Annotated in this window: 4 protein-coding genes and 1 pseudogene; 3 read left to right on the top strand and 2 right to left on the bottom strand. The window is 41.9% G+C overall.

Annotated elements, in window-relative coordinates; all coding sequences use genetic code 11:
• Positions 1–516 (top strand): annotated as a pseudogene (locus AAC037_RS11745) (divalent metal cation transporter); the annotation flags it as partial.
• Between the two features lie 202 nt (positions 517–718).
• On the opposite strand, the gene AAC037_RS11740 reads toward AAC037_RS11745, so the two are convergent.
• Positions 719–2,911, bottom strand: coding sequence for a Na-K-Cl cotransporter (locus tag AAC037_RS11740; protein ID WP_339903178.1), 2,193 nt, complete (start codon positions 2,909–2,911; stop codon positions 719–721).
• 195 nt (positions 2,912–3,106) lie between these two features.
• A complete protein-coding gene (locus AAC037_RS11735; protein WP_339903177.1) occupies positions 3,107–4,867 on the bottom strand; it encodes a DUF5060 domain-containing protein in 1,761 nt (586 codons plus the stop codon).
• 270 nt (positions 4,868–5,137) lie between these two features.
• Here AAC037_RS11735 and AAC037_RS11730 point away from each other — a divergent pair, with 270 nt between their 5' ends.
• Entirely contained in the window at positions 5,138–7,204 is a 2,067-nt protein-coding gene (locus tag AAC037_RS11730) for a M13 family metallopeptidase (protein ID WP_339903176.1), read from the top strand.
• A gap of 252 nt (positions 7,205–7,456) precedes the next feature.
• Complete coding sequence (gene fdhA, locus AAC037_RS11725) at positions 7,457–8,647, top strand: formaldehyde dehydrogenase, glutathione-independent (RefSeq protein ID WP_339903175.1); 1,191 nt, start codon at positions 7,457–7,459, stop codon at positions 8,645–8,647.
• Positions 8,648–9,505 lie beyond the last annotated feature (858 nt).

Raw genomic sequence — 9,505 nt, 5'->3', positions numbered from 1 at the left:
TTTGTAGTGCTAGGCGCATTTTTACTTTTCAATACGGGAGACTCATTGCCGGACAATAATGTTTCTTTTGCCACAGGTGTAGTAAATTTATTCGCTACGCAATTAGGATCCTGGGCGTTTATGGTCATTGCTGCAGCAGGTTTTTCCATTATGCTAGGCACCTGCATTGGCGCCATGGATGGCTACGCTCGCTCCACCGCTAGAGTAATCGCAGTAATGAATAATCGGCAAGAAAAAAACACTGACTATCTTTTGTGGTTGACCTTGATAACCCTAGGCGGAATACTGGTAATCGGTTTTTTCATGGCATCTTTTAATCAATTAATAGGATTGGCCACAACCATCTCTTTCCTAATTGCACCTATTATTGCCATCCTCAATTACCAATTGATATTTAGCCAACATCTTACTAAAGCACAACAACCGGGAAATTGGATGCGTTGGCTCTCTATTGCTGGAATTGGCTTCCTTTTTCTATTTTCCTTAGTATTTGTTTATTTCAATTGGATCAAATAGATCGGGCAACAAGCTTGGGGGAATTATTTTACCATTAGAAATTCGTAGAGGCTAATTTCCAATCAGTGAAACCAGCTGAGAAACACTAAATCAGTTACGAAAATGCCAGCCTGCTAAGCACAAATATCCCTTATTCCAAGGGAGGGGAATTTATTTCGAAACCATTCTAAAATACAACCTTGGTATAGTATACATTAAGAAACTAAATCAATACCTTATCAAACTCCACCTCTTGTGCAGCCAGAACAAAAACCTTGGTAGGCAAAGATTTGGTTCGTTCCTTCAATTTGACATAGTAATCCTCAAAAGCCCCCTCTTCTTCAGGCACCGCCAAGCCCATCATGATCATGTCACTGTTTTTCGACTCTTCAGCCATTATATCCCAAAAATTCCGGCCCTCAGCTGTCAATATCTGATAGTCAAAACCTGTACGCATCCCTTCAAAAATTTTATCCAAATTATCTTTTGCCCCTGCATAGGCCTCTTTATTTGGAACGACCATCTTCACATTTACAGACGCTTGTTGCCATTCCCTGCTGTTTTTTAAAAGGTAGGCCAGAATTATCATCAAACTCCCATTTCGCTTTAATCCTCCCCACCAGATGTCAATCACTTTCTTTTCCTTAAAGCCTATATTCCCTTCATCCTGAACGATGATTACATTTTTCCTGGATTTATAGAAATGCCTTATCATTTCTGAATAGGGCACCAAGCTTCGGTTTTCTCTGGTATCTCCCAGCAAAATGGTATTGGGAACCAACTGTCCCAAACCGTAAGAGTTGACCATATGCATGGCCCCTGAAAAGGGGTCAGAGGCCCGGACTACTCTTACCAAAGCCTGTATATTTTTATTGGCCAAATAATCCATAATTCTTCCCTCAAAGTCTTTAACTTTCTCCTGAGGAACATTGGATTCAGATACAATGGTGGTCACAGTAAACAGGGCATTACCATTGGTGATATCATCGGCAAGTTCTATCAAGCGCCACCTCTTCCCGGGAGAGCCCGACAAAACAAGGATATTGGGGCGCCAACTTTTGGCATTGGCCTCTTTCTCTAGCCGAAATAAAGCATACCTTATTATAGAGGAAAAAACCCCTCTTCCCAGGCCTCCCCACGTCGCCTCAATCTTTCTCCTTTCCAGCCAAACAAAAATGATCCCTATCACCAAAAAAGCCATAAGGGTTGCCAAAGCATTAATCAAAAACATCACTCCTGCACAACCAAGGGCTCCCAAAAGTGAAAATACCCAATGAACCTTAAACTTGGGTCTGAATGAAGCACTTCCTAAAAACCGCTCGGTGGCAGCCGTAATATTTAAAACCGCATAGGTGGTAAGAAAAAACATGGTGAGCACAGGGGCAATGAGGTTTAAGTTACCAAAATACACCGTCAATAGGGTGATGCCAATGGTAAAGATCGTTGCCGCTCTAGGAATCTTTTCCTTCCCTCCTACCTTACTAAATACGCCGGCCCATTTAGGCAAAATCTTATCATTGGCCAAGGCCTGCAAAACGCGTGGCGCTCCCAACAAACTACCGGTGGCACTTGACAAGGTTGCTCCCCAAATCCCCAGCACAATAGCTCCACCCCAAATGGCAATATCCTGCATAATAAGAGGATTATCGATCAGTGTAGAAGCATCTGCTCTGCTAGCCAATATCACCGGCAAAATCATATAAATCAAATAACCCACACCAATGGCCATAAAAGTACCTTTGGGTATGGATTTGGAAGGGTTTTTTAAATCTCCTGACATATTTACCCCTGCCATAATCCCGGTAACCGCCGGAAAGAAAATAGCAAATACCTGCCAAAAATCTACCGACTGCGCTGCCGGCACTCCCCAAAGTTCAACATTGGAGTCTTCCATGGGACTACCAAAAGCCAAAGACAATAAAGACAATGCAATCAAGCCCATGATAAAAAACTGGCTTTTGATCGTAGCCGTGGTGGAAAACAAGGCCAATCCTCCTAAAACCAAGGTGGTAACTATCCCTACCCATTTCATGTCCAAAGCAGGGAAAATAGCAACGACAGATTCAGAAAAACCAATGACATACAAGGAAACTGAAAAAGCCTGCGCCAGGTATAAGGGTATCCCGACAGCTCCTCCAATTTCTGCTCCCAAAGACCTACTGATTAAAAAATAGGCGCCTCCACCTTTTACCGGTGCATTGGTAGCAATGGCCGATATTGACAAGGAAGTCAGAAAGGTAATGGCAGTTGAAAGGGTTACGATAAGTAAGGTCCCTATCAAACCCACATTCCCCACAACCCAACCAAACCTTAGGTACATGATAACCCCCAAGATTGTCAGTAAAGAAGGAGTAAAGACCCCACCAAAGGTGCCTAGTTTGGCCGAACCGGCATTTTTTATATTTTTTATATTCATATGAATGCGCTACAGTCTAGGTTTCAGCTAATCGTATAAAGCCAAGTTATCACTGGGTCAAATGATCGCATCGATTTATTTCCAGGGCAATGCTACCCCTTAAGGTCTTGGTAATTTGTGGCAATGACCTTTGCAAAAAAACCGGGACCAATATTTATGTCGAGGTAAAATAATAGAAATTTTGGATTGAATACCTTACTTATTATTAACCTTTTCCACCAAAATCACCCAGTCTAAATCAATTTCTTCCGGAGCTTTTCCCAATGCGGTGTTTTGTCCACCCGACACTTGCTTTAAAGCCTCATTTTGAGACCTGACGCCAGTTCTCGGGTTAAACCAATGAATTTCAAACAGCCCTTCAGGCAATTTGAGTTCCCCTTCCCCACCATCTCTGAGGTAATATACAAATACTTCATCATTGGCAGCTAGCAACCAGGCATTTGCTGTTTCATTTTTTTGAGGAGCCAATTCTTGAAAAGGGATTTCACTTTTGGTGAAAAAGTTTTTGGCATGATTCATCAGCTCATAATAGGCTTGGTATTTTCGGTAATCTTGTATTCTTAGATCTTCGCCTTTCCCAATATACACTTCTGTTCCAGCGGCCCCCGCCATTAATGAAGCCCAAAGGGAATGCTTTCTCCACACATCCAATTCCGGATACTCAGGGCCGGTATAAGGCTCATCATAAGAAACCACCCAAGGATGTCCAGTAGCAGCAGAAGCTTTTCTCCAATGTAAAAGTCGGTCATACCCATGTGTTACATCTTGATAATTTCCCTGAAAACTTATCCCCGTATAGGATGGGTCTCCCACCAAATCTTCGAAAATCGCATCTGTATTTGAAGGACCATTGTGAACCACAATTAATTCATTATAAGGGAGTAAATCTTTAAGGTAAGCAGCGAATTGTTTCCTCTGCTGGCTGGTAATTGATTTCCCGTAGCCTTCATCCTTTTGCCAACCGTTTTCTTCTCCTATGTTCCAGGTTACCGCATTAAGATAACCAAATCTGGCAGCTAATTCTCTATAAAAAAGCTTTCGGCTGTTGGCAAAATCACCCCCTTCTTTAAATTCAAAATAGGATTGATTCTCTTGCTCAGACAATACAAATTGAACCATCATGCCTTCCTGCATCATATAATCAAAAAGCCCTTGCCACTGATCAAGTTTGGAGACATCGTATTGGTAATAATCATCTTGCCCAACCCATGGAAAGGCTGTCTTTCCATCGCCATAAGCACTCATTAGCAAAAAGTAATGGGAATTGATCCCTTGCTTCTTAAGGTAATTGACCACCCCTACTATTCCTTTCCCTTTATCTTTATGCCAAAGCAGATCACCTTCTTCCCAATCAGCGATGTGTTTCTGATAAGTCCTTTCAGAATCAGTTCCATCAAAGTCTTTGTATTGAAGCAATACCTCAGGCGCATTGGCTCCCATTTTAAAAAAATATTCTCCATTGGTGAATTGAAGAAAATGCTCACCTTCATATTGTAATTTTCCCTTTCCCAAAAAGCCAGCTTGGCTTGTATCTGCAGGGGTTACAGTGAATGTTCCTTGCTCACCATCAAAGGCCAAACTGCTCCCTTTGGCATTTCCTGTGGCTATGGCTATATTTTCACCTTCCAAAAAGCTGACTCGATATGACCACTCTCCCGGTTTTAGGGGCAATAAGTGGACCCTCCACACCGTACCGCTATCTGCTCCACTCTCACCGGCATCACCATCCGCTGCAAAATACCCCGGCACCACTATGGTTTCACCATCAGGATCGGTAAAATGCACCTCCATTTTATAATTTAAAAATGTTGCTTTGTCTTCTGTCAACTCCGGTCCATTCCATGAAAATGTCATTTTTTGGTAGGCAACGGAATCCCCTTTAACCGGAGATTGCTGACTGCAGGCGAATAAAATCAACCCCATTAAAGAGAAGCAAATAAATGATATAAGGCGCATATAATTTTAGGTTTGATGGTTGGATTATTGGCTAAATATAGGAAATGCATTGACCAATTCATAAAGTGCTTTTTGACTAGAGACTAAAGTCAGTACACCCCGTTTTTCACTTATAAAATGCGCTTGATTTAAATTTATTGAATAGGGATTACCAGCAAATGTGATCAGTATAAATGGTCGTCAATTTATATTTCGCAACAAATTCAAATCCGTATTGAACAATTTTTTCTTGTTTTTTGTACTTTAAATAATCACAAACCTGATGATCCTATGAAATTGCTAAGTCAAACTAGTGTAATCCCTGCTTTAATTTTATTCACAGTCTTTTCTTGTGCTCCAAAGCAAGTAGAGACGGAGGAAGAAATTGAAGCCATAAACTTAAGCCATATGGATACCTCTATCCGTGCGCAAGATGATTTTTTTCAGTATGTCAATGGAACCTGGTTAGCAGAGGCAGAAATACCTGCAGACCAAGGGAGATGGGGTAGCTTTCTGGAACTTAGAGACCAAAGTATAGCCGGAGTAAAGCAGGTCATGGAAACAGCCAAGGCCAATATTTCCGAGTATCCTAAAGGAACTGATCAATACAAGGCCGTAACATTTTATACCATTGGTATGGATTCCCTCTTGGCAGAAAAAAGAGGTCATGATGTCTTGCTCCCCTGGTTTGAACAGATAGAGCAGATTAAAAACAAAGCAGACCTGCAGGCATTTCTAGGCAAAATCCACCCTTCCGGTGTAAGTGCATTTTTCAATATTTATGTAAGTTCAGATGCCAAGGACTCAGACAAAAATGCCTTATACCTTAGTCAAGGGGGGCTTGGATTGCCTGACAGGGATTATTATGTGGATGAAAGCAACGAAAAATTCAAAGAAATCAAGGCGAAATACGAAACCCATATCTCCAGGGTATTTCAACTACTAGGCAGTTCAGAGGCAGCAGCCCGCAAGGTAGCGAAAGATGTTTTGGCGATAGAAACAAAGCTGGCCGCTGCCAGCAAGACCAGAATCGAAATGCGAGATGCTGAAGGCAGATACAATAAATATTCAGTAGAAAAGCTTCAAGCAACTACTCCTTCACTGGATTGGTCTGCTTTGTTTGAAACTTTTGGTGCAGCCACAGATGAGGTTATTGTCAGTAGCCCGGATTTTATGGTCGCCTTGGAAAGGGTTTTCAATGAATCGGATCCTGAAATGTGGCAAAACTACTTAAAATGGCACCTAGTGCGCAAGTCCTCTCCCTATTTGAATCATGCATTGGTACAGACAAATTTTGATTTTTACGGAAAAGAATTGCAGGGAACAGAAGCATTGAGATCCCGATGGAAAAGGGTGCTGAGCAGTGCAGAAGGGGCTGTAGGAGAAGCCATTGGTAAATTATACACCGAAGAATTCTTTCCCGAGGAAGCCAAAGAAAAAGCCAATGAGATGGTCAATAATATATTGGAAGCCATGGGTGATCGAATTCAAAACCTGGACTGGATGAGTGATGAAACCAAGGCCAAAGCCATGGACAAGCTGGCTACCTTCACAGTAAAGATAGGCTATCCGGATAAATGGGAAAGCTATGCTGCCCTGGAACTGGATGACAATAAGGAGACCACTAGTTACCTGTCCAATATTATCGCTGCGAACCAATTTCAATTCCGCAAAAACATGGACAAACTGGGCAAAGAGGTAGATCGCTCAGAGTGGTTTATGACGCCTCAAACGGTAAATGCCTACTACAATCCTACCTATAATGAAATCGTATTTCCTGCAGCCATTCTTCAGCCACCTTTTTACAATTACAAAGCAGATGCTGCGGTAAATTATGGCGGCATAGGTGCTGTAATCGGACATGAGATATCCCATGGATTTGATGATCAAGGCAGTCGCTACAGTCCGGATGGCAACTTGGAAAACTGGTGGAAAGAGGAAGATCTTGAACGCTTTAAGGAGAGAACCGGAGCACTTGTGGCCCAGTATGATCAATATGAACCTATTGAAGGATTGAACGTGAAAGGTCAACTTACCTTGGGAGAAAATATTGGTGACCTGGGTGGTGTACTGGTGGCCTACGACGGACTACAAAAACATTTAGAAGAGCATGGTAATCCGGGGAAAATTGATGGTTTCACACCCTCCCAGCGTTTCTTCCTTTCATGGGCAACCGTATGGCGCACCAAAAGCAGGGAAGAGGCTTTGCGCACCCAAATCCAAACTGACCCTCATTCACCCGCACAATATCGTGCCAATGGTCCATTGGTCAATGTTGACGCTTTTTATCAGGCCTTTCATGTCAAAGAAGGGGATCAAATGTATGTCACACCTAAGGAAAGGGTTAGGATCTGGTAAGAAAAAAAGAGGTGCTGTATGTAACAGCACCTCTTTTTTTTAGGTATTGATACTGTTTTAGTTATGGGTTGATCATGCCTTTCACCTTGGCTTTTTGGCGCAAATAATGGGGTGGAATAAAGCTTTCCCTAATTTTTGGAGGGAATGCCCATAGGAAATGGTTGAAAAAATATACTTTATTGGATTTTTTTACTAATTTCTAAACGGAAATAGTAATTATTAAAAGCAATTTTCAACTAAACCCAAATTAATATGTGTAAAAACCACGGCGTGGCCTATTTAGAACCCGGTAAAGTAGAGGTCCAAGAAATCGATTACCCTAAATTAGCCTTAGGTAACAGAAAATGTGATCATGGAGTCATTTTAAAAATTGTATCAACCAATATTTGTGGCAGTGACCAGCACATGGTAAGGGGGCGTACCACCGCTCCAAAAGGACTTATTTTAGGTCATGAAATCACCGGAATAGTAATTGAAGCAGGAAGAGATGTCGAGTTTATCAAGGAAGGCGATCTTGTATCTGTTCCTTTCAATATTGCCTGTGGAAGGTGCCGGAACTGTAAAGAACAAAAAACTGGCATTTGTTTGAATGTAAACCCTGCCCGACCAGGCGCAGCTTATGGCTATGTGGACATGGGTGGATGGGTTGGTGGTCAATCTGAATATGTAATGGTTCCCTATGCTGATTTCAATTTATTGAAATTCCCGGACAAAGACCAGGCCATGGACAAGATCAAAGACCTTACCTTACTTTCAGATATCTTCCCTACAGGTTTTCATGGCGCCGTTACCGCAGGTGTTGGGCCGGGCTCCATCGTATATGTTGCAGGGGCAGGGCCTGTTGGTTTGGCATGTGCAGCTTCTTGCCAGCTTTTGGGTGCTGCAGTAGTGATTGTGGGAGACATGATTCCTGAGCGACTTGCTCAAGCCAGAAGCTTCGGTTGTGAAACGGTTGACCTGAGAGACAATACGCCACTTGCTGATGCAATTGCTGAAATCACAGGTGAACCAGAAGTGGATTGCGCTGTGGACTGCGTAGGCTTTGAAGCCAGAGGCCATGGTGGGGATGCTGACAAAGAAAAGCCTGCTACGGTATTGAATGCAGCCATGGACATCACAAGGGCCGGAGGAAATATAGGTATTCCGGGTTTGTATGTAACAGGAGATCCCGGCGCTTCAACTGAAGCAGCCAAGGAAGGAAGTCTAAGCATTCGCTTAGGCCTGGGATGGGCCAAATCCTGCAGCTTTCATACCGGCCAGTGTCCGGTAATGAAATACCATCGTCAACTAATGAATGCCATCTTGTACGACAAAATTCAGATTGCCAAAGCAGTGAATGTGCAGATCATCTCCTTGCAAGAATCTGTTCAAGGGTACAAAGATTTTGACGGAGGTGCTGCCAAGAAATTCGTGATTGATCCTCATGGAATGATCCCGAATTGATTCAGTCAATTGGAAATTTTCTAATTAATAAAAGGCCACCGATACTAGATTTCGGTGGCTTTCCTATGGTACCCACCTGAAAAGTAGATTGATTCAGGAGGTAATAAATAATTGTTTATGCTTATCAGTAAAGGCCACTTTAAATGGCAGGATATTTAGGATTAAATTTTATGAACTGCAAGGCCTAACGAATCCCAAAACACCGTAGGTGTGGCATTTTTGTAGCCAAGGCTGTCAAGCCTTGGTCAAAACCATAAGCACTACCCGATTTTGGCGGTATTGTTGCTTTTTTCTGCAACAATGCTGACAAAATCACAAATGTTTATGGTTATCCAAATTTCTAGCTGTTCATTTTTGTCTTGATACAAAAACGAACCAAAAAAATCAAGGCTGTATGTAAATCTTAACGCAAAATGAATCACTCCCTGGCTAAACAAAAAAAACTCGGCCGAAAAGGCCTCAAACAGATTTTTGTTTTTAACGCCATTGAGCAATCCATTTTACTAATTTCCATAAGGCCGAAAAAAGTAAATAGAATGGAATAAGCTTAGGCAACTAAAGCTATATAGACTAGATATTTAACCTACACTAGAATTCATTTTCGCTTGACATTACTCCCTATGGTAATATTGACGGCAAAGCCTAACGAATCCCAAAACACCATAGGTGTGGCATTTTTGTAGCCAAGGCTGCCAAGCCTTGGTAAAAGCAAGAAGCACAATCAGATTTTGGCGGTATTGTTGCTCTTTTTCTGCAACAATACCGCCAAAATCATAAAATATAATCAATATAATTTATATGGAAATTTAACCTTTTGAGATGGTTTATTGATTTTTTCTAATGGTTAGCCTTTTCTTT

Origin of the sequence: uncultured Cyclobacterium sp., from assembly GCF_963976465.1 — a bacterium.
In the GTDB taxonomy this organism is placed as follows: Bacteria; Bacteroidota; Bacteroidia; order Cytophagales; family Cyclobacteriaceae; genus Cyclobacterium.
Note: the sequence above shows the minus strand (reverse complement) of the source record. Positions and strands in the feature narration are given on the sequence as shown.

Bases quoted from the DNA above. Each gene is read 5' to 3' on its own strand.
- AAC037_RS11735 (WP_339903177.1), bottom strand. From the start codon at position 4,867: ATGCGCCTTATATCATTTATTTGCTTCTCTTTAATGGGGTTGATTTTA.
- AAC037_RS11730 (WP_339903176.1), top strand. From the start codon at position 5,138: ATGAAATTGCTAAGTCAAACTAGTGTAATCCCTGCTTTAATTTTATTC.
- fdhA (WP_339903175.1), top strand. From the start codon at position 7,457: ATGTGTAAAAACCACGGCGTGGCCTATTTAGAACCCGGTAAAGTAGAG.
- AAC037_RS11740 (WP_339903178.1), bottom strand. From the start codon at position 2,911: ATGAATATAAAAAATATAAAAAATGCCGGTTCGGCCAAACTAGGCACC.